General features: G+C 53.6%; 21 protein-coding genes. 5 read left to right on the top strand and 16 right to left on the bottom strand.

Annotated elements, in window-relative coordinates:
* Positions 1–174: 174 nt before the first annotated feature.
* From JFL75_RS17180 to rsmG, 3 genes are read left to right on the top strand one after another with little or no spacing between them, the layout of a single operon-like run.
* Positions 175–1,407, top strand: coding sequence for a dicarboxylate/amino acid:cation symporter (locus tag JFL75_RS17180; RefSeq protein WP_215627901.1), 1,233 nt, complete (start codon positions 175–177; stop codon positions 1,405–1,407).
* A 7-nt stretch (positions 1,408–1,414) separates the two neighbouring features.
* On the top strand, positions 1,415–3,856 hold the full coding sequence (locus JFL75_RS17175; protein ID WP_215627900.1) for a helix-hairpin-helix domain-containing protein: 2,442 nt from the start codon (positions 1,415–1,417) through the stop codon (positions 3,854–3,856).
* Complete coding sequence (rsmG, locus tag JFL75_RS17170; RefSeq protein WP_215627899.1) at positions 3,857–4,570, top strand: 16S rRNA (guanine(527)-N(7))-methyltransferase RsmG; 714 nt, start codon at positions 3,857–3,859, stop codon at positions 4,568–4,570.
* An 87-nt stretch (positions 4,571–4,657) separates the two neighbouring features.
* On the opposite strand, the gene JFL75_RS17165 is transcribed toward rsmG, so the two are convergent.
* Positions 4,658–5,137 carry a hypothetical protein gene (locus JFL75_RS17165; protein ID WP_215627898.1) on the bottom strand — a complete coding sequence of 160 codons (480 nt, stop codon included), beginning with the start codon at positions 5,135–5,137 and terminating at the stop codon, positions 4,658–4,660.
* Positions 5,138–5,329: 192 nt separating this feature from the next.
* On the opposite strand from JFL75_RS17165, the gene JFL75_RS17160 reads away from it, so the two are divergent.
* The gene (locus JFL75_RS17160; protein WP_215627897.1) at positions 5,330–5,542 is read left to right on the top strand and encodes a TM2 domain-containing protein; all 213 of its coding nucleotides are present in this window, start codon (positions 5,330–5,332) and stop codon (positions 5,540–5,542) included.
* Positions 5,543–5,615: 73 nt separating this feature from the next.
* On the opposite strand, the gene alsK is transcribed toward JFL75_RS17160, so the two are convergent.
* The 8 genes from alsK to JFL75_RS17120 form a co-directional block, all read right to left on the bottom strand.
* On the bottom strand, positions 5,616–6,533 hold the full coding sequence (gene alsK / locus JFL75_RS17155) for an allose kinase (protein WP_215627896.1): 918 nt from the start codon (positions 6,531–6,533) through the stop codon (positions 5,616–5,618).
* Positions 6,534–6,558: 25 nt separating this feature from the next.
* Positions 6,559–7,299, bottom strand: coding sequence for a DeoR/GlpR family DNA-binding transcription regulator (locus tag JFL75_RS17150; RefSeq protein ID WP_215627895.1), 741 nt, complete (start codon positions 7,297–7,299; stop codon positions 6,559–6,561).
* 68 nt (positions 7,300–7,367) lie between these two features.
* A complete protein-coding gene (locus tag JFL75_RS17145; protein ID WP_215627894.1) occupies positions 7,368–8,327 on the bottom strand; it encodes a ribokinase in 960 nt (319 codons plus the stop codon).
* A gap of 70 nt (positions 8,328–8,397) precedes the next feature.
* Positions 8,398–9,363, bottom strand: a complete 966-nt coding sequence (locus JFL75_RS17140; protein ID WP_215627893.1) for an ABC transporter permease — start codon at positions 9,361–9,363, stop codon at positions 8,398–8,400.
* The gene (locus tag JFL75_RS17135; RefSeq protein WP_215627892.1) at positions 9,360–10,859 is read right to left on the bottom strand and encodes a sugar ABC transporter ATP-binding protein; all 1,500 of its coding nucleotides are present in this window, start codon (positions 10,857–10,859) and stop codon (positions 9,360–9,362) included. The genes JFL75_RS17140 and JFL75_RS17135 overlap by 4 nt, the downstream gene beginning before the upstream one ends.
* A 100-nt stretch (positions 10,860–10,959) precedes the next feature.
* A complete protein-coding gene (locus tag JFL75_RS17130; RefSeq protein ID WP_215627891.1) occupies positions 10,960–12,033 on the bottom strand; it encodes a sugar ABC transporter substrate-binding protein in 1,074 nt (357 codons plus the stop codon).
* A 13-nt stretch (positions 12,034–12,046) separates the two neighbouring features.
* Entirely contained in the window at positions 12,047–12,994 is a 948-nt protein-coding gene (locus tag JFL75_RS17125; protein WP_215627890.1) for a sugar phosphate isomerase/epimerase family protein, read from the bottom strand.
* Between the two features lie 186 nt (positions 12,995–13,180).
* The gene (locus JFL75_RS17120) at positions 13,181–13,795 is read right to left on the bottom strand and encodes an HAD family hydrolase (protein ID WP_215627889.1); all 615 of its coding nucleotides are present in this window, start codon (positions 13,793–13,795) and stop codon (positions 13,181–13,183) included.
* A 579-nt stretch (positions 13,796–14,374) separates the two neighbouring features.
* Between JFL75_RS17120 and JFL75_RS17115 the strand changes: the two genes are divergently transcribed.
* Entirely contained in the window at positions 14,375–16,042 is a 1,668-nt protein-coding gene (locus JFL75_RS17115) for an alpha-glucosidase (RefSeq protein WP_215627888.1), read from the top strand.
* 141 nt (positions 16,043–16,183) lie between these two features.
* Here JFL75_RS17115 and JFL75_RS17110 read toward each other — a convergent pair whose 3' ends face one another.
* From JFL75_RS17110 to JFL75_RS17080, 7 genes are all read right to left on the bottom strand, one after another.
* Positions 16,184–17,044: a carbohydrate ABC transporter permease gene (locus tag JFL75_RS17110; protein ID WP_215627887.1), complete on the bottom strand. Its 861-nt coding sequence runs from the start codon at positions 17,042–17,044 to the stop codon at positions 16,184–16,186.
* Positions 17,045–17,055: 11 nt separating this feature from the next.
* Positions 17,056–17,976 (bottom strand): carbohydrate ABC transporter permease, encoded by a 921-nt coding sequence (locus JFL75_RS17105; protein ID WP_215627886.1) that lies wholly within the window; start codon positions 17,974–17,976, stop codon positions 17,056–17,058.
* Positions 17,977–18,048: 72 nt separating this feature from the next.
* A complete protein-coding gene (locus tag JFL75_RS17100) occupies positions 18,049–19,380 on the bottom strand; it encodes an ABC transporter substrate-binding protein (protein WP_215627885.1) in 1,332 nt (443 codons plus the stop codon).
* A 264-nt stretch (positions 19,381–19,644) separates the two neighbouring features.
* Positions 19,645–20,811 (bottom strand): sugar ABC transporter permease, encoded by a 1,167-nt coding sequence (locus JFL75_RS17095; protein WP_215627884.1) that lies wholly within the window; start codon positions 20,809–20,811, stop codon positions 19,645–19,647.
* On the bottom strand, positions 20,811–22,343 hold the full coding sequence (locus JFL75_RS17090; protein ID WP_215627883.1) for a sugar ABC transporter ATP-binding protein: 1,533 nt from the start codon (positions 22,341–22,343) through the stop codon (positions 20,811–20,813). Before JFL75_RS17090 ends, JFL75_RS17095 begins: the two co-directional genes overlap by 1 nt.
* A 66-nt stretch (positions 22,344–22,409) precedes the next feature.
* The gene (locus JFL75_RS17085; RefSeq protein WP_215627882.1) at positions 22,410–23,447 is read right to left on the bottom strand and encodes a sugar ABC transporter substrate-binding protein; all 1,038 of its coding nucleotides are present in this window, start codon (positions 23,445–23,447) and stop codon (positions 22,410–22,412) included.
* 51 nt (positions 23,448–23,498) lie between these two features.
* On the bottom strand, positions 23,499–24,653 hold the full coding sequence (locus JFL75_RS17080; protein WP_215627881.1) for a n-acyl-d-glucosamine 2-epimerase: 1,155 nt from the start codon (positions 24,651–24,653) through the stop codon (positions 23,499–23,501).
* Between the last annotated feature and the right edge of the window lie 38 nt (positions 24,654–24,691).

Below are 24,691 nucleotides of genomic sequence, written 5' to 3'. Positions count from 1 at the left end.
GTCACATAAAATTAGGGATGAGCGACTTTCGAGGCGAAGCCGCTGAGGAGCCATCCTTAATTTTATGTGACAGGACCCGCGGCCCCATTATTTATCGGGTGCTTTCCGGCTTGTCAGACTCTGCGCTCCCCCTCTAATTGACGCGGGCTGAGCCATAAAGTATGCTGGAGACCTATGAAAGTTTGGCTAAAATTACTGATCGGCTCGGTCCTTGGACTGCTTATCGGCTTTCTGTTACCCCATGACAATCAGACAATTCAATCCGCCCTTGCCTGGCTGGAACGTTTTGCCATTCAGATTGGGCGGTACGCGACAATACCCATATTGTTTTTTGCCTTAACCATATCCATCTACGAACTGCGCCAGGATAACCGTCTGTGGCGCCTTATTCTGCGTACCCTGGTGGTAATGGTAATCAGCACGGTTCTTATGGTAGCCCTGGGTATTATCGTTACCCTTCTGTTTCCTCCGGCCAGAATCCCCATTCTTATTGAAGAACAGCGGGGGATCGTATCCCTCGATCTGGCGGATGGGATTATGGAAATTTTCCCCTCCAACATGTTCTCGGCCCTGGTCTCCCAGGGTGTGTACCTGCTGCCGGTCTGCGTATTCGCCTTTTTCCTGGGCATGGGACTTTCCTATGACCGGAACTATACGAAACAGGTTATTTCCCTGATCGATTCCCTTTCACGGATTTTCTTCCATATTGCGGCGTTTTTCTCCGAAATACTGGGGCTCATTATTATCATCCTCGGCGCCTATTGGGCGGTCAGGTTCCGCGACGCCCTGCGGGCGGATGTTTTCCGGGACCTGATCCTGCTCCTGGGTGTTTTTGGGGCGGTCCTGGGGTTCGGAATCATGCCGCTTTTCCTCTATCTCTTAAAACCGAAAACGAACCCCTGGAAAATACTCTACGGTTCCATCGGTCCGGCTCTGGCGGGGTTCTTTTCCGGGGACATCAATTTTACCCTGCCCGTGCTGTTCAGGCACAGCAAGGAAAACCTCGGGATCCAGCGGCGGTCCAATACCGTGACCACGGTGATTTTCGCGAATTTCGGGCGGGCGGGCAGCGCCATGGTCGCGGCTATGGCATTTATCGTGATCATTAAATCGTACTCCAGCCTTGGGGTGACCATGGCGGATGTAATGGCCATTGCCCTCCGGTGCATCATCATATCCATGCTGCTGCCCCGGCAGTCCGGCAACGGAGCCCACGCCGCCCTGGCGGTCCTCTGCACCAGCTTTGGCCGCGGCTTCGAAGCGGGATATCTTATTCTCAGACCTATTGCCTTTTATTTGATTGCCATCGGCACCTTCCTCGATATTATGCTCAACACCATCGCAGGCTACGCCATTGCCAGGATGAGCGGTTTCCAGGAAGAAAAAGAAATACGCCATTTTATTTAGGGATGCTATGGAACTGACACAGGAATTTATTGACGGTCTCACTATCAACGAAGTTGCGCTCATGAAGCGTATCGCCGAACAGCTCAGCGTAAATATGAGCCAGGTTTCAGCGGTCATCGGCCTCATCCAGGAAGGCAGCACCGTTCCTTTTATTGCCCGGTACCGGAAAGAACAGACCGGGAGCCTCGACGAGGTCCAGGTCCGGGACGCGGACCATCTCTTTACCAGCGGCAAGAACCTCGAAACCCGGAGAATTGAAATTATCCGGGGAATTTTCGATCAGGGAAAGCTTACGGAGCTGCTGTACGAAAATATCACCAAAGCGGCGACCCTGACGGAGCTTGAGGATATTTACGCCCCTTATAAACGGAAAAAGAAAACCCGGGGTATGGCCGCCCAGGAAAAAGGTCTCGAGCCGCTGGCGGAAGCCATGCTGGAGCTGGACGGCGGTGCCCTGCGGGCCAAGGCTATGGAATTCATTACCGAAAACACAGAGAATCCCGAACTTTCCGTGGCCAGTGCCGACGATGCCCTTCAGGGTGCCATGGATATTATCGCGGAACGGATTTCTCAGGATACGGATAACCGGGCGGACGTGAAGAAGTTCTACCTCTCCGACGGCAGGGTTATCGTTAAGGGTGTCGGCGACGAAGAAGCCAAAAAGACTTCCACCTACCAGATGTACTGGGACTATACCGAACCGCTGTCCCAGATAAAACCCCACCGGGTTCTGGCGGTCAACCGGGGCGAACGGGAAAAGGTCCTGGATGTTACCATTGATGTCGACGAAAACACCGCGGCGGAACTGCTCCAGCGGAAATACGTAATCCACAATGATTACCACAAAACCGCCATTGAAGACGGACTCAAGCGGCTGCTGTCGCCGGCGGTTATCCGGGAACTCCGGGGAGACCAGAGTGACACAGCGGACGATCACGGGATTTCCGTGTTCAGCCAGAATTTGAAAAACCTGCTCATGCAGCAGCCCATCAAGGGAACCCGGGTTCTCGGCATCGACCCGGGGATCAGGACGGGAACGAAATGCGCGTTCCTGGATGATACGGGCAAATACCTCGGCAACTTCGTGATTTACAACCACAAGACCGAAGAAGCTAAACGCCTCATCCTGGAGGGCGTCAAAAATTACAACGTTCAGCTCATCGCGGTGGGCAACGGTACCGGAACCAAGGATGTACAGGACATTGTCAGCCAGGTGATTTCAGAGAACAACCTGGACATCCTCTACACTGTGGTGGATGAGGACGGCGCGTCGGTGTATTCCGCCAGCGACATTGCCCGGGAGGAATTTCCCGAGCTGGATCTGACCATCCGGGGAGCCATATCCATCGGCCGGCGCCTCCAGGACCCCCTGGCGGAGCTGGTGAAAATAGATCCCAAATCCATCGGGGTCGGGCTGTACCAGCACGACCTCAACCAGAAAAAGCTCTCCGAATCCCTGGATGAAGTTGTTTCCTCGGTGGTGAACAACGTAGGGGTCAACCTCAATACCGCCAGCGCGTCCCTGCTCAAGTACGTATCGGGAATCAACGGTTCCCTGGCCAAGAAGATCGTCAAATACCGGGATGAAAAAGGAAAGATCGCGTCCCGGGAAGAGCTGACCACCGTTCCGGGGATGGGACCGAAAAGTTTTGAACAGTGCGCGGGTTTCCTCAAAATCCCGGAAAGCACCGATCCCCTGGACAATACCTGGGTCCATCCGGAAAACTATTCCGTTGCCCGGGAGATCCGGGAAACTATAACCGCCACGGGAAACCTTTCCCCGGAGATAACGGCGGAGCTTAAGGAAAAACACGGTGTCGGGGAAACCACCATCAACGATATTGTGGATGAACTGAAGAAACCCAACCGGGATCCCCGGGACGGATACCCGAAGCCGGTCATGCAGAAAGGGGTCATCACCTTTGAAGACCTCAAGGAAGGAATGGCGGTCACCGGAAAGATAAAGAACGTAGTTGACTTCGGAGCCTTTGTGGATCTCGGGATCAAGGAAACCGCCCTGGTGCATATTTCGGAACTGAGCGACCATTACATCAAGGATCCCATGGACGTGGTGAAGGTCGGTGATGTCATGGAATTCCGCATCATAAGCCTCGATCTCGACCGGCGGCGGATCGGTCTGTCCAGAAAGAGCCAGACCCCAAGCCAGGGATCGGTCCGCGGAAAAGGGGCCGCCGAAAGCGGCGCCCGGGACGGGTCCGGCCATTCCCGGGACGGCGGAAAAAAACGGGTGGCGGTGGTAAAAAAAGCCGGGGACAGTTCCCGCGGGACACCGGACGTCCGCAGCCGGCCGCAGAAACCCGGCCCGGATCAGGCAAACCGCCGCGACCAGAACCGTTATTCCCAGGGCTCAGGACGCGACGATGACGGAACAATGTACAATCCCTTTGCCGATGCGCTCCGCAAAATGCAGGAGAAAAACGGCAAATAAATGGACCCCTTACTCCGCGCAGGTTTGGTTCAGCTGCGGGACGGCGATGAAACCCTCAACCGGCTCATCAGCCGGAGGGGTTTGGATACAGCCGCCGCCCTGCTCCTCCGTTACATTGAAGAAATCGAACTCTTTAACCCCGCCTACGGACTGGTCGGCGCCAAGGACCGTGAGGAAATCATTACCAGGCATATCCTGGATTCCCTGGCCCCGGCGGGGGTTATTGTACGGCAGCTTGAATCGGCGGGATTTTCTTTCGGCGCGGAAGGCTCCCCCGGTGAGACCCGCGCGTCCATTGCCGATATCGGATCCGGCGCCGGACTCCCCGGCATTCCCCTGTCGATCCTGCTCCCCGAAACGGCGGTGACCCTGGTGGAACGTATGGGACGCCGGGCGGGGTTCCTCCGGAATACCCTGGCGGTTCTGGAGCTCTCCGGGATCGCGGTGGAAGAAACTGATATGGAAAAGGCAAAACCGGGCCGGTTCGATCTCATCACATTCCGGGCGTTCCGCCCGCTGAGCCCCCAGATACTCAAAGGCCTTTTCCGTCTCCTTGCGCCCGGCGGTGTTCTCGCGGCATACAAAGGGAAACGGGATTCCATTGACACGGAAATGGCGGCGGTATCGGATTTGGTGCTGTCCTGGGAAATCCGGGAGACCCCGGTTCCCTATCTTAATGAAGAGCGCCACCTCGTACTGATAACATCCCGGTAATTTTCTGAGAATAGGCAGCACATACTAAACGCTAGCCTATGCTAACCGAGTCGGGGATAAATGAAATAATGCTGGTAAATAGTCCTGCTATTTTTTCTCAAAAACCGAAGGCTTTGCCCCGTCAAAGGAAAAATTATGCAATGTAAGGGTATTCCCGTCATCACTAAAATCATAGGCATTCCACGAAGACCATGATGAATATCTATTGTCCCATAATCGCTTTCGGTATTTACCATTCTCGATTTCAAATTCATAATAATAGGTACTGCTGTCTCCTTTATAATTCCCGGACCAGTTCCAACCACTGGAATAGTAGTAACTCCAATATACGGTATAATAATAAACTTTATTTGTTACATTAAATGCTAATATTCTGAATTGGTACGATTCTTCTATCCCGTTGGGACTCATCCAATAATTTGAATATTCAAATTGTCCATTGAATCTTGGATCGTCCAGAGTTTTATCTACGGATATTTTTTCTTTTGTTTCGGCAGTAGGGTTTTCACATCCTGTATATAGCAAAAATAAAAATAGAATTACCAAAGGAAATAATGTTTTTCTCACCACGCTTTCTCCTTTTTATTTTTATCCCCAACATAATCCCAGATATAGAACAGAGGAAATGGAACCAATACTATAAACTATTTTATACCACCGCATCTATCTTTTTATTAATTCCTTTCTGGGGTATCATAAAAAAAGATGGCCGCAATTATCTGCGGCCGTAAAAAAAAATCACATATGGAGGAAGTAATAATGGCAAAAACAGCAATCGATTCAATGGGATGGGGAATAAATCTTATCCTCACAATTTTTTTTGATCCCCTGTGGCAGGGTATCAACCGGATTCTCCGGGGAAAACTGCTGATTGGGATCATCTGGATTATCACCGCAGGTATCTTCGGAATTGGCTGGATTGTCGATATTGTGACGATGGTAACTAAGAAGGATATCACGGTTCTCGCATAGGCGGTCCCGTTCTCCGGTCCCGTCAAAGACAGGCCCAGAGAAATATCCCCGGCTCCATAACATGGACCGGGGATTATTTTTTGCCTTCCAGTGTCCGGTAGCCTTCTATGGCCGCCCCGATGATGCCGTTCCCGGCGCCGGGACGGGAAAAATGCGTCACCAGGTTCTCCGCGGGATAGGGTTTTCTGGTATTTTCCAGAACATACTGAATGAGTTTATCCCTGGGAAAAGCTTCCATCTGCACGAGGCCGCCGCCGATAAAGACAGCCTCCGGGTCCAGAATGTTGACTTCCGCCACAATGGGAACAGCCATGTACCGCACCAGGTCATCCAGGATCCGGGAGTCTCCGTGTTTTACGAAGGCTTCCCTGATCGGTGTCTCCGGAAAATGCCGTTCCATAATCCGTTCAAGACTTTTCCCGCAGCTGAATATTTCTATACATCCTGAATTGCCGCAGCTGCACACTTCGTCCCGCATGGGATACACGATATGGCCGACTTCACTGGCGGTTCCGTTTTTCCCGATATAGGGTTCACCGTTCATAAAGATAGCGTTGCCTATGCCGGTCCCGAAATAAAAACCCAGCATCGTTCCCTGGCTTGGGATTTTGTAATCGTACATGTCATAAGCGAGCAGGTAATAAGCGTCATGCTGGATGATTACGGGAATCCCCAGCGCGGCTTCCAGAACTTCGACGATATCGATGCCGTCGAGTCCGGGCAGGTTGGTAGATGAGTACAGCCGCCGCCGCGCTCTGTCCACCACGGAGGGAAACCCCGCGGCGATCATGAGGGGCATCTTGCTGTCCATGGTTCTGCCGCAGTAGTCCCTGATGACTCCGGCAATGGCTTCGGGGGTACTGCCGGATTCATACACACTTTTTGTGGGGATTACCTCAACGTCCCTGACGCGGTACTGCCGGTCCACGAGCCCCATCCGGAGATTTGTCCCTCCGATGTCCATTCCGAGGATATATTCTTTTTCTTCCATAGCTGATAAAAATTCCTTACTCTGTTTACCGGGCGATTATGTACCGGGCGTGCTCCTTGAGAAGGGCCGTTTCCCGGTCGGTTATGATAATACATTCATTCAGCTCAAAGGCTTTGCAGAGGGTCTGGATGCCTTCCTTTGAACTGTCCGCAAGCACATAGGTTTCTTTTGAATTGTTTTTAACAATAGCCTTTTTATTGGCCTCCCGCTCATCGGGGGTATTTATTCCGGCCTGCAGATCGTACCCTGTGGCGCCGATAAAGGCCTTGTCAAAATACATGTCCTTGAGAATATTATCCGTCAGGGGGCCCACCAGGGAGGCAGTTGACTTAAGCAGTTCGCCGCCCACCAAAAGGCACTTGAAATCGGTTTCGGCGACTTCGGACATGATACTGGCGTTGGTGGTGACAATGGAAATGCGCTTGCTCTTCAAATGTTTTATCATCCTGAGAGCCGAACTTCCCGCGTCGATGTACACAACCTCACCGTCCTTGATAAGGTCCGCGGCGGTCCTGGCGACAAGCTCCTTTTCCCGCACATGGAGAATCTGCCGGGAACTGACCGGGGTATCGTAGGAGCCGCTTTTCATCTTTGCGGCCCCGCCGCGGAGAATAACTATCTGCCCTTCCGCCTCGAGGGTCCGGAGGTCTCTCCGTATTGTTGAAAGGGAAACGTTCCCCAGAACGGAACCGAAATCCTCAAGGTTGACCAATTCCTGTTTTTCCAGTTCCGCAAGCATCCGCTTTCTTCGTTCATACGGGATCATAGGCTTAACTCTCTTACTGTTAGTTTAAACTACCGTTATAGTACCATAAAAATACGGTCCTGACAGTATCAGCCTCCTTCCGTTTTTTTTCCGCTTCTCTGGCGGCGGTATACTTCCAGCAGCGGAAGCACATCCGTAAGTTCCGGCATAGCCGGCTGCCCGCCGGTTTTGCGGATTGTGAGCCCGCTGCAGCAGGAAGCCAGGGACATCATTTCCTCCCCGGAAAGACCGCTGAGCAGCCCATAGGCCATGCCGCCGATAAAAGAATCCCCCGCCCCGGTGGTCTCCACGGCCTCGGTTTCAAAGGCCGGGAAGAAAGCGGGCTCGCCGCCCTCTGAGCATAAAACCGCCCCGCCGGCTCCCAGGGTAAAAACACAGGTATTGCCGTATTCCGCGGAAATATTCCGGATATGCTGTCCCGCGTTTTCCGGGGTTATGGAAGACACCCCGCAGTAAAATTGGGCTTCAACTTCATTCATCACCAGGAAATCACAGGCCGCCAGGGTTTCCTTCCGCAGCGCGGCCGCCGGGGCGGTGTTGAGCAGAACCGGACATGAACAGCGCTTTGCCCTGGTTACGGCGTATTCCACGGTTTCAGCGGGAATCTCCAGCTGGAGAATAACCAGGGGTTTCCGGGCAAAGAGCGGATCCAGTCGGTCAATATCCCGGGGCAGAACGGTACCGTTGGCACCTTCAACTATTGTGGCAAAAACGTTGCCCTTCCCCGCCGCGTTGGCCATGGCGAAACCGCTGGTCACCGGTTCGGTTTTTATTGAACCGGTATCGACACCGTATTCCGCAAGGTTTTCGAGGAGGAAGTCGCCCATGGCATCATTGCCCACGGCCCCGGCCATAAATGTTTGGAGTCCGAGTTTTGCGCACTGCACCGCCTGGTTGGCGCCTTTCCCCCCGGAGCAGGTCTGATACGACAGTGCCGTCAGGGTCTCGCCCCTCTGGGGAAGATGGTCGGTTCTGAGAATATAGTCATAGTTAAGGCTTCCGATAACCAGCACTGTCCCGCTTTCCATGGCAGGCTTTGACTCCTCTCGATAAATACCGCCGTTCTCCGGAAGCATCCCCGGATAGCGGCTGGCCACGTTACGCTTTCCTGCTCATCATCACAGAAATCTTCGCCTGGATAATCTCAAAGTAGGCGGCAATGATGATGATGATACCGGTGACGATGAACTGCCAGAATGTGCTGACCCCGGTAATGATGAGTCCTATTTTAAGCGCCGCCAGAAGCAGCGCTCCGAGCAAGGTGCCGACAATGCTTCCCCGGCCGCCGGCCATCCGGGTCCCGCCGATGGCTGACGCCGCGATGGCGTCCAGTTCATAGCCCTGCCCCGAGGCCGGCTCACCGGTACCGAGGTTCGCCAGCATGATCATTCCCGCGAAGGCGGCGCAGACACCGCAGATCAGGTAGGCGATGATTTTGGTAAGATCCACATTGACCCCCGAGAGCTTTGCCGCTTCCTCGTTCCCGCCTACCGCGAAAAGATAGTTTCCGAACCGGGTCTTCTGGAGCAGGATATGGGTTATGAGGGCAATGGCCGCGAGGACGAGAATTGAAACGGGGATATCCCCGATTATCTTGGCGCCCAGCGCCCTGCGGTAACTGTCGGGGATGCCCAGTACCGGCCAGCCGCCGGTGACGACGTAGGCGAAACCGCGGTAAATACTCATGGTACCCAGGGTGGCGATAAACGGCTGGAGGTGCATCTTCGTGATCAGGATTCCGTTGATGGATCCCAGTACGGCACCAACCACGGCCCCGAAAAGAATGGCCGCGGCAGGAACAAAGCCCATGACGGTAAACTGACCCACCGCGACAATAACTATCGCAAAGGTACAGCCGATAGACAGATCGATCCCGCCGGAAATAATGGCAAAGGTGATACCGATGGCCAGGATACCGTTTATGGTCGCCTGTTTGACAATATCCACCATGTTGCCGGCGGTAAAATAAGCCCGGTCAATAAGGGTAAAAATCAGAATCATCACCAGCAGGGCGATGAGCACCCCCAATTCCCGTCCGATGTTTTTCATTTTCAGCGGTTTCATGTATTCAACTCTCCCATGGCATAGTTAAGTATGGTCTGTTCATCGAACTGCGGTTTGGACAGCTCCACCATTTTTCTGCCTTCGTGAAAAACGATTATCCGGTCGCTGATGCCGGTAATTTCCGGCAATTCCGAAGAAACCACAATAATAGATTTTCCCTCTTTTAAAAGGCTTTCCATAAGGCGGTAGATTTCCATTTTTGCGGCGACATCGATACCTTTCGTGGGCTCGTCAAAAATAAGAATATCCGCGTCCGTCGAAAGCCACCGGGCCAGGATAACCTTCTGCTGGTTGCCCCCGGACATGTTCTGGGTAAGGAAATCCGGCTGCCGCGGGTTGATTTTTATTTCATCCGCAATACGGCTGTAGTTTTCATATTTCTTTCTGGTATCCACAAACCCGTAGGTAAGATATTTCTGGAGGCTGGAAAGCGCCGTATTGTCCGCGTTGGATGTAAAGCTGATGAACCCCTGGCTTTTGCGTTCCTCGGGCAGGAGACCGAGACCCAGTTTGAGGGCGTCCCTGGTGTTGCGGATATTTGCCGGTTTCCCTTTTATAAAAACTGAACCAGCTGTTTTTTTGTCCGCCCCGAAAATGGTACGCATCACCTCGGTCCGTCCGGCTCCGACCAAACCGAAGAAACCCAGAATCTCGCCTTTCTTCAGCTCGAAACTTATGTCTTCGTAATGCTGGCTCCGGCTCAGCCCCTCGACTTTAAGAACCACCTCATCCTGCACACAGTCAATGGTCCTGGCCGCGATAGAGCTGACGTTCCGGCCAACCATCATTTTTATCAGCTCATCCTTGCTGGTGGAAGCCACATCCAGGGTGGCGATGTATTCGCCGTCCCGGAGGATCGTTGCGCGGTCGCAGATTTGAAAAATTTCATCCAGCCGGTGGCTTACGTAAATAACAGTGATGCCGGATTTTTTCAGTTCGCCGATGATATTGAATAAAGAGGACGTTTCCTTTTCGGTGAGGGATGAAGTAGGCTCGTCCATGGAAATAATCCTTGAGTTGTGGAACAGAGCCTTGGCGATTTCCAGCATCTGCATCTGGCCGGCGGTCAGGGACGAAACCATTTCCTCCGCCCGGAAATCACAGTTAAGCTTACCGAGAATTTCATTTACGGTCTTATTTACCTTCCGGTAATCCACGAACAATCCAGCCCGGACCATCTCGTAACCCAGAGTTACGTTCTGCCCGACCGTAAGGTCCCGGACAACATTGATTTCCTGGTGGACCTTGGAAATCCTTCCCCGGATAATCGCGTCGTGGGGATTCCGGAAATTCACCGGCTCACCGGAGAGAAAAATATCCCCTTCATAATCGGTCTGTACCCCGTGCAGTATATTGAGAAGTGTGCTTTTCCCCGCGCCGTTTTCGCCGAGGAGCGCGTGGACTTCTCCCTGGGCAACGGAAAAACTTACGTCCTTCAGCGCCTTTACACCGGGAAACTGTTTGGAAACATGGCTGAATTCGATTGCCTTCCCCATACTGTATCCTTTCTCTGCGTACCCTGCGGAACCGGGCAGCCGCGGTTCCCTGCTGTCAGGTAACCGCGGCTGCCCGGATGGTTCCGCGAACCGAGGGGCGTTAATTCGTAAATTTAGTGGGCTGCCAGCCGATGATTTCCGCGGCGGGGGTGTTGACGTTGGTGGAATCGATCAGCGCCTGGGGGGTCCAGATAACCCGGGGAAGAGTCTGGCCGCCGAGAATCCTGAGGCCGCATTCCAGGGCGATCTGCGCCTTGTAGTACGGGAAGGAATCGATGGTGGCATCCAGGTGACCTTTCCGGATGGAATCGTAGGCTTCCCCGATTCCGTCGACGCCGACCACGAGAATATCCTTGCCGGACTCCCGCACCGCTTCGACAACACCCAGGGCCATGCCGTCGTTGTTGCAGAAGATGGCTTTAAGGTTGGGGAAATTCTTGATCCAGGTTGAAGCCAGTTCCCGGGCCCGGTTCCGGTCCCAGTCCGCGTTCTGCTTGGCCACGACCTTGATGCCGGGATAGTGGTCCGTCATCCAGTTTTCAAAACCCTGGGTCCGCTGCCGCGCGGCGAAGGCCTTGGGCATTCCGATAACGATGGCGACCTCACCCTGTCCGTTCAGCTTTTTGCCGATCCAGTCCGCGGCGAGCTCGCCGTTCTGGTCGGCCTTGGGTCCGACAAAGTTGGGGGCGTTCTTAATCAGACCGTCGTTTACGTTGATCACCGGAACATTTTTGCTCAGAGCATTCTCAACCCCGGGGACGAGGTTTCCGTCGGAGATCGGGGAAAGGAGAAGGATTGAATACTTCTTGTTGACCATATTGTTGACAATGGCAAGCTGGCCCTGTTCGTCGTTTTCATCCAGAGCGGCCTGGACATCCATGGTGACGGAAACTCCGGCGGCCTGAGCCTGTTTGGCACCTTCCATGTATCCTTCCCGGAGGGTCCTCCAGTATTCATTCTGGAACTGCTTTGCCACGGCGCCCACGGTCACACTTCCCGAGGGTTTCGGGACATCGCCGAACTGCGCGCGGATATCCTCAATCATAATCCCCGCCTCGTTATCGGGATTGAATTCCCCGTCCTGGGAACCGGAGCCATCGGTTCCGCCTTTGGCGAACACCGAGAACGATACGGCAAGCAGCAGGGCCAACAGTAAAATACTTGCTTTCTTCATAATTCTTCTCTCCTTAAGAATCCTTGAGTTTATGTGATAGCATTGCATAGGCAAGGTCCTGGGAACTTACCCCATCCTGCTTTTCACAGATCCGCTGAATCCGGTCCATTCCGATTTCGTCGATGGTTTTCGACATCAGATTGACCATTTTAATGTTCATGGCGATTTCTTCCGCCGCGGTTTCCCTGACCGGGAAGGAGTCAAAAAATACCACCCCTTCATAATTGTATTTTTTTAGATAATAAATAAATTCAACACATTGAATATAGTTAACCGATCCGAATATCATACCGCTGTCCATGATACGGTAGCCGTCATTCAGGTGGAGGCCGAAAAGCCGGTTCCGCCGGGCAGCGAGCGCCAGGGAAAAAGCGGGGCTTTCGTTCTTCATCATCATGTGGCAGAAATCGAGGGTCACCCCCACGTTCTTCGAGCCGATTTCGTCTATAGCCAGAAGGGTCAGCCCGATACCGTCGATCATTGAAAAGGCCCGGGGCTCAAAGGGTTTGTACTCAATACTTATCCTGATACCCCGTTCCTCGCCATAGGCGGCGACTTCCCGGAAGGACGCGATTATCGTGTTCCAGTTTTTCTCGTAGTCAACCTGGAACGCGTAATCAAATCCGTCAAATCCCAGCCAAACCGTCAGGACGCTGCCGCCCAGGGCTTTGCACGCGTCCACAGCGTCCCTGCAGAGCTGGACCGCCGCGCGGCTTTTCTCCGGGTCGGGGTTGGTGAATTCCCCCGCGGTGTAGCTGTCCCGGAAACGTGTTGCCACTCCGTTTACCTTAAGATGTCCCATGCGGGCTTTCAGCTCATCCACGGAATACGGCGCCACATGTTCCGGATAATTGAATTCGAGATGGGTGATTCCGTCAATTTTTTTGTACTCTTCTATTGTCTGAAATAGATCGTAGTTTCCTTTAAACATAAAGGAATTCATTCTGCCAGCAAATTTCATATATTTCCAAATCCTTTCAATTATTGTCAGTACACATCATACCATGCCTCCAGAATATGTCAACTAATTTCTCAAATATTTAATTATTTTCAAATTTTTCCAAATATTACAGTAAATAGAAGATTTTGACAAAAAAACCCCCGGAGCCGGGGGTTTTGCACAGACTGAATATTTCTTATCGGAAAGTTACCGCAGATACGGTGCTGCCGCCTTCCGGAGTTCCGCCGCGTCGGTAAATAGATGGGCCGTTATGCCGAGTTTTTTCGCTGCCTCGGTGTTTTCTTCAAAGTCATCGGTAAAAAAGGCATCCTTGGGTTCAATATTCTCCTCCCGGAGGATGCGGTTCCAGAATTCCGGATCCGGCTTGATGATGCCCATGAGCTGGGAAGCATACACTTTGTCGAAACAGCCGTAGTCCCCAAGTTCCTGATGGCGCCGGTAGTGGGCATCCAAGGAATTCGTGCCGCAGACCACCCGGTAACCGGCGTTCTTCAGATCCTTAATCACAGCCACGGTTCCCTCATCAATGACGGGGCTGAAATGTTTGTACCAGGGATCGCCCTGTACGGCGATACCGGTCCGGCCGGTGAAATTGGCCCAGAACTGCTCGGTGGTAATTTCACCCTTCATGAAGGCCGCAATATCACCGAGATGGTACGGCGACGTATGAGTTACCGACGGATCGGACCCGGCGCCGCGGAAAAAATCATCCGCGGTAATTCCAAGTTCGGCGGCGATTTGGGGGATGATCATCACATTGTGGACCACCACGCCGCCCATGTCAAAAATGAAAAGTTTCATAGATCCATTGTGCCGGATTTTCCGCTTCCTTGCTAGCTGGTATGGGCATCTGCATTACATGAAAAAACAAAGAAGCATGGAGGAACAGGTCCGGGGGTCCTGCCGGGGGCAAAGGGGCTCTGGCTCCTCAGCGGCCTGCGGCCTCGAAAGTCGCTCAGAGCCCCTTTGCCCCCGGCACCCCATAGTACCTTTTCACATCATGCTTCTTTGCCTTTTCCGGTGTAAATAATGCAGAAGCCTGGCCTTGGGAGGGGTGTTGCGTAAGGAGAACGGTTCCAGGACGGTGCGGGGCCGGGAACCGGCGGCGCTCAGGAACCAGAAGTGGGGGTAGCGTAAGACTTGCCGCCTGCGGCGTCAAGTCTTTCAGGAGTTTTGCTTTGCAAAACTCCACATACAAAACGGCAAGGCTGGAGCGCAGGGGGAGCAGCCCGCCTTGCAAGGGCAGCACCGAGCCGGTTAAGCCGGAAAACATCCGGGCCGTAACGGCGACGCCGGGATCCGCGGTCCCATTAAACACGGATGTTTTCCGGATTGTCAGTCCCGGTGCTCCCCCTTATACTTGAAAAAAAGGACGGTACTATGGAACGGCAGTGGTGGAAAGAAGCGGTGGTGTACCAGATTTATCCCCGCAGTTTTCAGGATTCCGACGGCGACGGAATCGGGGATATTCCGGGAATCATCAGCAGGCTCGATTATATCAAAGAACTTGGAGCCGATGTGATTTGGCTGAGCCCGGTGTACGCGTCGCCGGACAAGGACAACGGCTACGACATCAGCGATTACAGGGAAATTCACAAAGACTTCGGGACCATGGCCGACTTTGACCGGCTCCTGGAGGAAGCCCACCGCCGGGGAATTAAGATCGTCATGGATCTGGTGGCCAACCATACTTCGGACCAGCACCCCTGGTTTATAGAATCCCGGTCAAGCCGGGACAATCCGAAACGGGACTGGTACCTCTGGCGGGACGGCCACAACGGGGCCGAACCGAACGGGCTGCGGAGTATCTTCTCCGGATCCGGCTGGCAGCTCGATGAAACCACGGGCCAGTACTACCTGCACCTCTTTGTCAAAGAACAGCCGGACCTCAACTGGGATAACACGGCAGTCAGGGAATCGGTATACGAAACGATGGAGTGGTGGCTCGATAAGGGCATCGACGGATTCCGGATGGACGTGATCAACATGATTTCCAAACCTGACGCGGCCCTGGCCGCCGACGGCGGGCCGGGGGTCAGCTGCGCCAACGGCCCCCGGGTCCACGAATACCTGCAGGAGATGAACCGGAAGGTTTTGTCCCGGTACGACATTATGACCGTGGGGGAAACCTCGAAGGTCACCGTGGAGGACGCGAAAAAATACGCCGGTTTCAACCGGGAAGAACTCAATATGGTGTTCCAGTTTGAATTGATGGAAGCGGATTACAACGAACATTACAAATGGAATCCCCACCGCATCCCTTTGAAAACAATCAGGGAAATCATGTCCAAATGGCAGTACGGCCTGGATGGTGTGGCATGGAACAGCCTGTACTGGAACAACCACGACCAGCCCCGGGCGGTCTCCCGGTTCGGCGACACCAGTACCGAACTGCTGCGGGAAAAAAGCGCCAAGATGCTGGCGGTCTGCCTCCATATGATGCAGGGCACCCCCTATATCTATCAGGGAGAGGAACTGGGGATGACCAACGCGCCCATGGAATCCCTGGAACACTACCGGGATGTGGAAATCTTCAACGCCTACCGGGAAAAGGTAACCGAACAGGGGGCATTCACCCACGACGAAATGATGGAATACATCCGGAAATCCGGCAGGGACAACGCCCGGACTCCCATGCAGTGGGATGGCGGCCCCAACGCCGGCTTTACCGCCGGAACACCCTGGATCACGGTCAATCCGAATTACCGGGAAATCAATGCCGCCGGGCAGACGGACGATCCCAATTCAATCTTCAGTTTTTACCGGGAGCTGATCCGCCTCAGGAAAAGCTATCCGGTGATTGTCTACGGCTCCTACGAGCTGGTCCTTCCGGAGGATACAGCTGTCTACGCCTACCGCCGCCGCCGCGGGGATGCGGTTCTCCTGGTACTCTGCAACTTCACCGGCCAGCCCGCGGACGGCCCGGATATTTCCGCGCTGACGGCCGGCGCCGGGGAACTGCTCATCGGGAACTACGGCGATTCCAGTGATTCCGGCGAAGCCCTCAGGCCCTACGAAGCCCGGGTATATCTGGCGTCAGTAAAATAAAAAAACCGCGGCTGTCTTTGAGGCGGGATGAAAAAAGCCCTCTGAAAACTGAAGTTTTCAGAGGGCTTCCCTGAATGCATACTGGAGAATGTAATTTCTTTGTATACAACGAAATTACATTCTCCGTGGTTCCGAGAACCCTTATTCCTTTCCGGCGGAATACACGCTGGAACCGCCCACGAAATACTTGGACAGGGTGAGGAACAGGATAATAACGGGAATACTGGCCAGCAGAGCCACCGCCATCATGGCGCCCTCATCGGCGAATTTTTCCTCCGCGAAGCTGACGATATAGGTCGGAATCGTTTTAAGCCGTTTTTCCTGGGCCACCATCAGGGGCCACATGAGGTTGTCCCACTGCTGCCGGAAGGTCAGGATCGCCAGGCTCGCCAGGGCGGGCCCGGAATTCACCATAACGATTTTGACGAAAATCCCCGGCTCGGTGCAGCCGTCGATCCGGGCGGCGTCGAGCATATCCTTGGGAAAGGTCTGGAGATACTGGCGCATCATAAACACCCCGAAGGCGTTCATCAGGAAGGGCACAATCAGGCCCCGGTAGGTGTTCTGCAGTCCCAGATTGAGGACCACCATGTACAGGGGCACCATGATGGTCTCAAAGGGAATCATCATGGTCATCATGATTGCCATAAAAACAATGTTCCGTCCCCGGAACCGGAATTTGGCGAGGCCGTACCCGGTCAGGGAGGACAGAAGGACGGTCGATACGGAAACAGTGACCGAGACGATCAGGGAGTTCATCACATTTCTGATGAAAACAAAGCTCCCGTCATTGCCCGCGACGGCCTTGTAGAAATTCGACCATTCGATCCGGGAAGCAATCCACCGGTAGGGCATCTTCGTGATTTCATTGGCCGGCATAAACGCGGCGGTGAGCATAAACAGCATGGGCAGCAGAATAAAGGCCGCTATTACAATAAGAAAAATCTTAACGATAATATTCGGTATCTTTGAAGGCTTGTAACCGGCGTGGGTATCTGACATGGAAAGCCTCCTTAATAGCTCACGTCATCACTGCGTGACGCGCGGAGCTGAATGATGGTGAGAATGAGCATGGTTAAAAACAGCAGAATACTCATAACCGATGACCGGCCCACATTGTACTCCCGCATGGCGGTGGTATAGATGTTAAGGGTGATAACATCGATGGGCGCCCTCGGCGCGCCGCTCTGGGTAAAGAGGTATTGGGTGGAGAACGTCTTGAGGCACTGGAGCATGGCCATGACCGAAACCATTACCGTGGTGGGTTTAAGCAGCGGCAGGGTTATCTTGAAGAAAGTCTGGAACCGCCCGGCGCCGTCAATGGTGGCCCCTTCATATATGACCTGGGGAATCTTGGTAAGTCCCGTCATAAAAAGGATCGTAAAATACCCGACGTACTTCCAGAAATAGACAATCATTGTTGAAATCCGGACCATGTTTCCGTTGGACAGCCACTGCCGGTCGACGCCGCTGGTAAACAGGATAGCGTTAACGAACTGGTTGGCAATACCTGTGGGCTGGAAAATGATCATCCAGATCAACGCGGCGACGGCGGAGGACAGCACCGCGGGGGAATAATAGATGAGCTGCCATCCCCGGGCGAACCGTTTCTGCCGCGTGATAAACGTTGCCAGAATCAAACTGACGATAACCAGGGGAATAAAAGTTCCCAGGGTAAAGATCAGCGTCGCCTGGATAGAATTCCAGAAGCTTGGCAGCTTCAGAATTGATATATAATTATCAAACCCCACAAACACAGGGGGCAAGGGAGAGATCATGTTCTTTCTATGAAAACTCAGATAAAAGGCGTTAATAATCGGATAAAATGAAAAGATAGCGAAAAATACCAATCCCGGAATAACGAAATACCAGCCCCAGCGGGCCAGCTTCCATTCAAGGCCGCTTTTTCTCGGCTTTTTAATTTCTGCAGACATTATAAAGGCCCCCTCATAAAAAAAACGGGGCGGCACTTTCCCTCTGGAAAACACCGCCCCTTCTTTAAGCGATTACAGGTTTTCGTTTACCACAGCCTGGGCGTCTCTCTTGAGTTTTGCCACCGCCGCGGCGGGATCACTGTTGCTCATCATAACCTCCTCAATGGCGGCTTTGATGAGTTCATTGATTCTCCAGCTGAATCCCGAGTGGTACACCACACCGGCGTAATTCAGGTCATCCTTGAACACGTCGCTGTAGGGCATGCTCCGGAACAGTTCACCTTCCATGACCGCCTTGGTGGGCTGGGTCAGGGCGACGGTTTCCAGATACATATCACCGTGGCTCAGCATGTAGGCCACAAATTTCCAGGACTCAATCTGTTCGTTGAGGGGGATCTGGGAGTTAACCATGTAGTACTGGAAGTAATAGGTGTTGGAAATATGCTTTCCGCCCTGGAACACCGGATAGGGAATAACCATCCAGTCGTCGCTGTTGTAGAACGCGGGGTTCGCGGTCCGCATCCGGGCTTCCTGGTAAATGCCCGAAAGGTGCATGGCGATTTCGTTCTGGTCGTTGTCAAACTGGCGGCGGGCGGCGGTATAGGTGGGGGAACCGAGGTTCTTGCCGTTGGGGCCCCACTGCTGCATATAGGTCAGCACCTTGGTCCAGGCCGCTTCGTTGATGATCGCTTCTTTCCCGTCGTCGCTGATCACTTTGCCGCCGAGCTGTTCCACCATGGGAACCCAGGAAATAAGATAGTCGCCATAGCGGAAATCAAATCCCCGGCGGGTGATGATGTTGCCGTTCCGGCGGACGATCTTCTCCGAAACCGTCATCATTTCTTCCCAGGTCTTGGGATAATCCCGTTCGGGATTGAGGCCGGCGTCGCGGAAGATCTTCTTGTTCAGGTAGATGCAGAAGTTGACCATTTCCAGGGGAAGGCCGTAGATCGCACCCTTCTGGCCGAAGAGTTTGCCGTCCTTGTCCATTACGGGATCAAGCATGCCGGGCAGGTAGGAATTGATCAGTTCCTGTTCGTTCCTATATCCCAGTTCCTTTACCGGAATGGGGGCGCAGAGGCCCTGCATAAAAATCGGATAGGCTTTCTGGAGTTCCAGGTTCCAGATGCTCGGCGCGTTCCGGGCCGCGTACGCGGTGGGAATGAGATCCTGGATATTGGTGGAAGGATAAACCGAATAATTGATCGTTACGTGGGGATTGGCCGCCATGTATTCTTTGGCGAACTGTTCCTCCATTTTCTGGCGGTTCGGATCCTCATGGGTCCACATATTGATGACCACAGGTTTCTTTTCCCCGCCCGATCCGGAATCACTTCCGCCTCCGGCAAAAACACCGGAAAGCGCGGTGAGCAGCAGCAAGCTGACGGCTACTAGTTTTCTCATGTACTTCTCCTTAAATAGTATTAACAGCAGCGGCCTGCGGCGATGGTATAATCCTTTAACGGGAATCCAGTCAGCAGGCTTCGGCAACTGTATAATCCATCTATTTATTATGGCGGAGGGGGAATTTTATTTCCAGTTTATTTTATTGTTTTTAGTATTAAATTACACTAAAGATAAAAAAACACCTAAAATCCGTCTTTTAAAAGAACGTAATTTTAGGTGTTTTGCATATAATATATATATTACATGAAATAGAAGTATGAATTACCGGCGTTTCTTCCGCATGCCGATATCAAACCACACCACCAGCAGCAGGATAAGGCCTTTGATGATCTGTTGGCGGTCGGTGGGAATATTCATAAGCCCCATGCCGTTGTTGAGGGACCCCGTAACCAGGGCTCCGATCACGGCCCCGATGACACTGCCCTCGCCGCCCATGACACTGGCGCCGCCGATAATCGCCGCGGTTATGGCGTCGAATTCAAACATCGTTCCGGCGCTGGCGGTGGCGGAATTGAGCCGGGCGGTAAAAAGCATGCCCGATACCGCCGCCAGGGAGCCCATAAGAACGTACAGGCTGAAATTAACCTTCCTGATATTGATCCCCGAAAGCCGGGCCGCCTCGACATTGCCCCCGATGGCGAATACATACCGCCCAAAGGGTGTGCGGGTGGAGACATAATGGAGGATAAGGGTCAGAAAAATAAGCAGCAGCGCCGAATAGGGAATTCCCCGGTACAGGGCAATCATTAAAAAAGCGCCGAGAATAGCCGCCGAAGCCAGACCGATTCCCGCGGCGAATGCCGGAGCCTTTCCCACGGGGAATCCGTGTTTTATCCGGAGCCTCCGGTTGTGTATCTGGAATCCGATAAAAACAGCCACCGCCAGAACGCCGAGGATCATGGTGGTATCGTGGAACGGAAGATCCTGGCTGATCCGCGGAAGATACCCCTGGCCGATCATTTTAAAGCTGTCCCGCATAGGGGCAATGGTTTCGCCGCCGGTGAGCATGATAAGAACGCCGCGGTAGGAAAGCATGCCCGCCAGGGTGACAATAAAGGCGGGAATCCGCTGGAAGGCAATCCAGAATCCGTGCCACGCGCCGAAGGTCATGCCGATGAGCACGCCCGCCAGAATCACCATGGGGGTACTCCAGCCGAACTTGACCTGCAGAACCGCCATGATTCCGCCCAGAAGCCCGGTGAGGGATCCCAGGGACAGGTCCGTATGGCCCGCGATGATTACGAGAACCACACCAATGGCCAGAACCGCTATATAGGAAGTCTGGAACATGAGGTTCGTCAGGTTCCTCGGGGTTAGGAAGGTACCGCCGGTGGTCACGGAAAAAACGATCATGATGATCACCAGGGCAAAATACATGGAATATTTCCGTATCACCGATCGGATACCGCTGCTTTGTATTGATGGCATTACTGTACTCCTGTAGCGTATTTCATGAATAATTCCGGGGTCGCGTTTTTCCTGTCCAGCTCGCCGGCCAGTTCTCCTTCATGCATAACGATAATCCGGTCGCAGACTCCCAGCAGTTCCGGCAGTTCCGAGGAGATCATCAGTATACCCACCCCCTGGTCGGCGGTGAGCCGGTTCATGAGTTCGTAAATTTCATACTTGGCCCCTACATCAATCCCGCGGGTGGGCTCATCGAGGATAAGTACCTTGGGCTGCGCCAGCAGCCATTTGGCCAGAACAACCTTTTGCTGGTTGCCCCCGGAAAGGTTGCCCGCCAGCTGTTCCAGGGAACTCGACTTGATGGAAAGCCCCGAAACCATACCCTGGGCGGCGGCGTCCTCCTGCATGGGATTGATCCGCGAAAAATGGGTAAACTGCTTAAGACTTGCCAAGGTCATGTTTGTTTTTATTGAATTAAACAGAATGAGGCCTTTGCCTTTCCGGTCCTCCGTGAGGTAACACAGGCCCCGCCGGATGGCGTCGTTGGGATTGTTTATCCGCTCTTCCCGGCCGTCGATGGCGAGAGTACCCGTAACCGGCTTCTGGTAAAGCCCGATAAGGCTGAGGGCAAACTCGGTACGGCCCGCACCCATAAGGCCGCCGAGGCCGACAATTTCACCTTTCCGCACGGAGAGGTTTATATTTTCCAGGGCATTCTTGTGTTCCAGCACAGGATGCGGCACGGTCCAGTTTCTGACTTCGAGCACCACATCTCCGGGATGTTTTTCCGCCCAGGGGAACCGGTTCTCTATGGTCCGGCCCACCATGTAGGAAATAATCAGCCCTTCATTCATGGCGGCATTGCCCTTTACCGGGGCGGTCTCAACCGTACTGCCGTCCCGGAGAATCGTGAGCCGGTCCGCAACGGCGAGGACTTCCTCAAGTTTGTGGGAAACGTAAATTGAAGTAATGCCCTTTGCTTTAAAGTCCCGGATCAGATCCAGGAGCTGGTAACTTTCTTTTTCATTTAATGCCGCGGTGGGCTCATCGAAAATAATGATCCGCGCGTTCCTGTTTATGGCCTTGGCAATTTCTATGAGCTGCTGCTGTCCGACCCCGAGTTCCTGGACCGGAAGGAAGGGATTGACATCCAGCCCAAGCAATTCCAGAAGTTCCTGGGTACGTTTGCTCTGGGCCATCATATCGATGGAACCCCGGGCTGTTTTTAGTTCATGCCCGAGAAAAATATTATCGATTACATTGAGTTTGGGGACCAGGGCCAGTTCCTGGTATATGATAGCGACTCCGGCGGATTCCGCGTCGGCGATATCCTTAAACTGAATTTCCTGCCCGTTTATAAAAACGCTGCCTTCGTAGGTTCCGGCGGGATAGAATCCGCTCACGATTTTCATGAGGGTCGATTTCCCCGCGCCGTTCTCGCCGACAATGGCGTGTATCTCCCCCGCGTCAACCGAGAAACTGACCTTATCCAGGGCACGGACTCCGGCGAATTGTTTTCCCACATCCCGGAATTCCAAAATATGTTCAGCCATGTTTAAATCCTGCGCGTGGAAATAAAACAGTATGCACGGGTTGTCCCGCGCATACTGTACAAAGTTTTACCTGATATCGGATTCCTTCAGATATCCTGAACTCCTAACCAGCACATCAACGGCGTTGTCTTTTGTGATAATGGTGGGGGGAATAAACAGGGTGGGAACATCCATCCTGCCGTTGTTGGTCGTTCCGGAAACTTCCAGCCCCTGGGTATCCTTGAGGGCGTATTTGTTGGCCGCCTGGATGGAGGCGATGGCCAGTTCCCGGATGTCCTTGAAGATAGTCATGGACTGTTCGCCGGCGAGGATGCGCCGTACCGCGGCGGCTTCGGAATCCTGTCCGGTAACAACTACTTTGCCTTTGAGTCCCTGGGCATCCAGCGCCTGGATCGCGCCGCCGGCGGTTCCGTCGTTGGGCGCGAGGATTCCCTGGATATTGTTGCGGTTCTGGGTCAGGGCGTTTTCGACGATCTTCATCGCGTTTTCGGGAAGCCAGTTCTCGACCGCCTGTTCCGCGACGATCTTAACCTTTCCGGCGTTCGCCGCGGGGGTGATCTTGTTCATGGCGCCTCGTTTGAAGAGCCCCGCCAGGTTGTCCGTGGGAGCCCCGGACATGACGATGATGTTACTGCCGTCGGGAATGTTGTTCAGAAGATACTCACCCTGGAGCTCACCGACCATGACGTTGTCGAAGGTGATGTAGTAATCCACATCGCAGTTGTTGGCCAGCCGGGCGAAGTTGATCACCGGGACATTGTCGTCCTTGGCTTTGTCCACCAGGGTTGAAACCGCGTCGGAGTCTACCGGGGCAAGGATGAGTACGTCGATGCCCTGAGACAGGAGGTTTTCAACCTGGCTTGCCTGCTCGGCCACGTTGGCGTCGGCGAGCATAATCTTAACATCCACGCCAAGCCGTTTTGCTTCGGCTTCCATGGCTTCCTTGCCCTTTACCCAAATATCCTCACGCTGGGTCGGAAGCGAAACACCGATGGTGACTTTTTTTTCACCCTTCTCGCCGCCGCCGCCGGCCGCGGCAAACCCGGTAATCCCGATAATGAAAACGGATACCAAAACCAGAACTTTGCTTCTTATCCTTTTCATACAACCTTCTCCTTTTCTTTTTTAGGCAGTCCGGCAGAACCGGCTGCGCTATTACATTTTTTCCAGGGTCCTCCATATCTGCAGCAATGCCCGGGGAAGATGGAAACAGCCCTTCCATTTTCCGCCTTTAAACGGGAAAAGCGTGTTTCCATGGCGTGACAGATACCCGTACCATTCTGGGTATTCGGGGTCCGCAAAATGATCCCATGTGTACCCGTGGATCTGCCTGAACCATTCCTCAAGACGGCCGTCGCCGGTGTGCAGAAAGCCTTTGCAGCATGCCACCAGACTTTCCAGATGGACCCACCAGAGTTTCTGGTCCCATTCAAGCTGAAGCGGGTACTTTCCCTTTACATCAAGGAAATAGAAAATTCCCCCGAACTCCCGGTCCCATCCTTTTTCCAGAGTTTGCAGAGTAATATCCGCGGCCCGCCGGATAAGGCCCGTATCGCCCAGGCGTTCGCCGATGTCCATGAGGAACCACATGGCTTCGATTCCGTGACCAGGCGAAAGGGTCCGGCCCTCAAAGGAATCCACAAAGGAACCGTCGGGAGCGACGTTCTCGAGGACGCAGCCGAATTCTTCTTTGTAATAATCCCGCATAATTTCAGCCGCCAGATCCCGGACGAGCCGGTTGACGTACTCGCTTCCCAGGACGGGTTCCATTTCCAGCGCAAGGTTGCAGAGTATCATGGGCAGGGAGAAGCTTTTGAGCGGCCTGGTGCCGGGGTAGAGTTTATTATATTTCCCTTTGGGATTGTCTCTCCGGTCAAGGATGCGCTGGAATATTTTCTTGGCTTCCGCGCCGTAGCCCGAACCGGGCTGGGCGGCGTCCAGGGCAACGAGGCCCATGCAGCAGAAACAGTCGGAGAAAATATTGTAGGGCTGCACCAGGGGCTTCCCGTCCCGGGTGAGTCCGAAATAAAAGTCTCCGTTCCCGTCCGTCCCGAAGCGGCGGATAAAATCGGCGCCGTGGAGCGCCATGGCGAGCCATTCCGGGCGCCGCTCCACCTTGGTATACAGAGTCGCGAAGGTCCAGATTTCCCGGCCCTGGAGCCACATCCATTTATCCGTATCGAACACCGTTCCGTCCCGGTCAAGGCTGGTCAGGTATCCGCCGTATTCATCATCCCTGGAGTGTGCCATCCAGAAGGGAATAACCTTGCGGAGCAGTTCATCCTTGTATTGGTTCAAAAATTCTTGCATTTTGCGTTATCCTCTGGTATAACGTTATACTAGTAGTA

It is taken from the genome of Breznakiella homolactica (genome assembly GCF_016616095.2).
In the GTDB taxonomy this organism is placed as follows: domain Bacteria; phylum Spirochaetota; class Spirochaetia; order Treponematales; family Breznakiellaceae; genus Breznakiella; species Breznakiella homolactica.
The sequence above is the reverse complement of the archived record's forward strand: the minus strand, read 5'-3'. Positions and strand labels throughout refer to the sequence as shown.

Bases quoted from the DNA above. Each gene is read 5' to 3' on its own strand.
- JFL75_RS17180 (WP_215627901.1), top strand. From the start codon at position 175: ATGAAAGTTTGGCTAAAATTACTGATCGGCTCGGTCCTTGGACTGCTT.
- JFL75_RS17175 (WP_215627900.1), top strand. From the start codon at position 1,415: ATGGAACTGACACAGGAATTTATTGACGGTCTCACTATCAACGAAGTT.
- rsmG (WP_215627899.1), top strand. From the start codon at position 3,857: ATGGACCCCTTACTCCGCGCAGGTTTGGTTCAGCTGCGGGACGGCGAT.
- JFL75_RS17160 (WP_215627897.1), top strand. From the start codon at position 5,330: ATGGCAAAAACAGCAATCGATTCAATGGGATGGGGAATAAATCTTATC.
- alsK (WP_215627896.1), bottom strand. From the start codon at position 6,533: ATGGAAGAAAAAGAATATATCCTCGGAATGGACATCGGAGGGACAAAT.
- JFL75_RS17150 (WP_215627895.1), bottom strand. From the start codon at position 7,299: ATGATCCCGTATGAACGAAGAAAGCGGATGCTTGCGGAACTGGAAAAA.
- JFL75_RS17145 (WP_215627894.1), bottom strand. From the start codon at position 8,327: ATGGAAAGCGGGACAGTGCTGGTTATCGGAAGCCTTAACTATGACTAT.
- JFL75_RS17140 (WP_215627893.1), bottom strand. From the start codon at position 9,363: ATGAAACCGCTGAAAATGAAAAACATCGGACGGGAATTGGGGGTGCTC.
- JFL75_RS17135 (WP_215627892.1), bottom strand. From the start codon at position 10,859: ATGGGGAAGGCAATCGAATTCAGCCATGTTTCCAAACAGTTTCCCGGT.
- JFL75_RS17130 (WP_215627891.1), bottom strand. From the start codon at position 12,033: ATGAAGAAAGCAAGTATTTTACTGTTGGCCCTGCTGCTTGCCGTATCG.
- JFL75_RS17125 (WP_215627890.1), bottom strand. From the start codon at position 12,994: ATGAAATTTGCTGGCAGAATGAATTCCTTTATGTTTAAAGGAAACTAC.
- JFL75_RS17120 (WP_215627889.1), bottom strand. From the start codon at position 13,795: ATGAAACTTTTCATTTTTGACATGGGCGGCGTGGTGGTCCACAATGTG.
- JFL75_RS17115 (WP_215627888.1), top strand. From the start codon at position 14,375: ATGGAACGGCAGTGGTGGAAAGAAGCGGTGGTGTACCAGATTTATCCC.
- JFL75_RS17110 (WP_215627887.1), bottom strand. From the start codon at position 17,044: ATGTCAGATACCCACGCCGGTTACAAGCCTTCAAAGATACCGAATATT.
- JFL75_RS17105 (WP_215627886.1), bottom strand. From the start codon at position 17,976: ATGTCTGCAGAAATTAAAAAGCCGAGAAAAAGCGGCCTTGAATGGAAG.
- JFL75_RS17100 (WP_215627885.1), bottom strand. From the start codon at position 19,380: ATGAGAAAACTAGTAGCCGTCAGCTTGCTGCTGCTCACCGCGCTTTCC.
- JFL75_RS17095 (WP_215627884.1), bottom strand. From the start codon at position 20,811: ATGCCATCAATACAAAGCAGCGGTATCCGATCGGTGATACGGAAATAT.
- JFL75_RS17090 (WP_215627883.1), bottom strand. From the start codon at position 22,343: ATGGCTGAACATATTTTGGAATTCCGGGATGTGGGAAAACAATTCGCC.
- JFL75_RS17085 (WP_215627882.1), bottom strand. From the start codon at position 23,447: ATGAAAAGGATAAGAAGCAAAGTTCTGGTTTTGGTATCCGTTTTCATT.
- JFL75_RS17080 (WP_215627881.1), bottom strand. From the start codon at position 24,653: ATGCAAGAATTTTTGAACCAATACAAGGATGAACTGCTCCGCAAGGTT.